At 48.4% G+C, this 543-nt stretch carries 1 protein-coding gene; it reads right to left on the bottom strand.

The annotated features are described in order from the left end of the window. Positions 1 to 377, bottom strand: a 377-nt coding sequence (locus H0R92_RS14065; RefSeq protein WP_432966312.1) for a hypothetical protein, incomplete at its 3' end; no start/stop codon positions are given. Between the last annotated feature and the right edge of the window lie 166 nt (positions 378 to 543).

The raw sequence follows: 543 nt of genomic DNA, 5'->3' as shown, positions 1-543 counted from the left end.
CGGCGGCGAACAATGTCGCTCAATGTATCTTTTTCTTGTACCGTATAAGACGAACCGGTAATAACAGACGAACCGCCCGTACTGCCGGAACCGTGCGAATCGCCGCTGTCAGACGAACCGGTATTTGAAGGCGGTGTGCAATCTACAGAGGGGGCTCCGCCGCCCTGTGTAGGAGAGGTTTCTTCTGCTTCGTTCGGAACTCCCGGATTATCCGGAATGTCCGGATCGGCTCCGCAAACAGGGCCGGCTCCTTCTACGTTTCCGCCCCCGTTTACCGCAAGCAATTCTTCAAAGCTTAATTCACGCGCTCCCCATAACGCAAATTCTTCCGCTGTCGGCATATCTCTTGCCGCTAATTCTCTTGTGCGATTAACCATACTATACTCCTCTTTGCAAATAAAATATGCTGCCTGCTTTTGCCGGAAGTTCAACACAGAGGATAAGCTTTCAATCGTACGTTATTTTAGCTCAATTTATAAAGGTATACAGTCCGATAACAGGCACCGTATGTATATGACACTTATATCTTACACTCCGTTTTTT

The sequence above is a fragment of the Treponema sp. OMZ 840 genome, assembly GCF_050937815.1.
Classification (GTDB): Bacteria; Spirochaetota; Spirochaetia; order Treponematales; family Treponemataceae; genus Treponema_C.
This window is presented reverse-complemented; position numbering and strand designations above follow the sequence as displayed.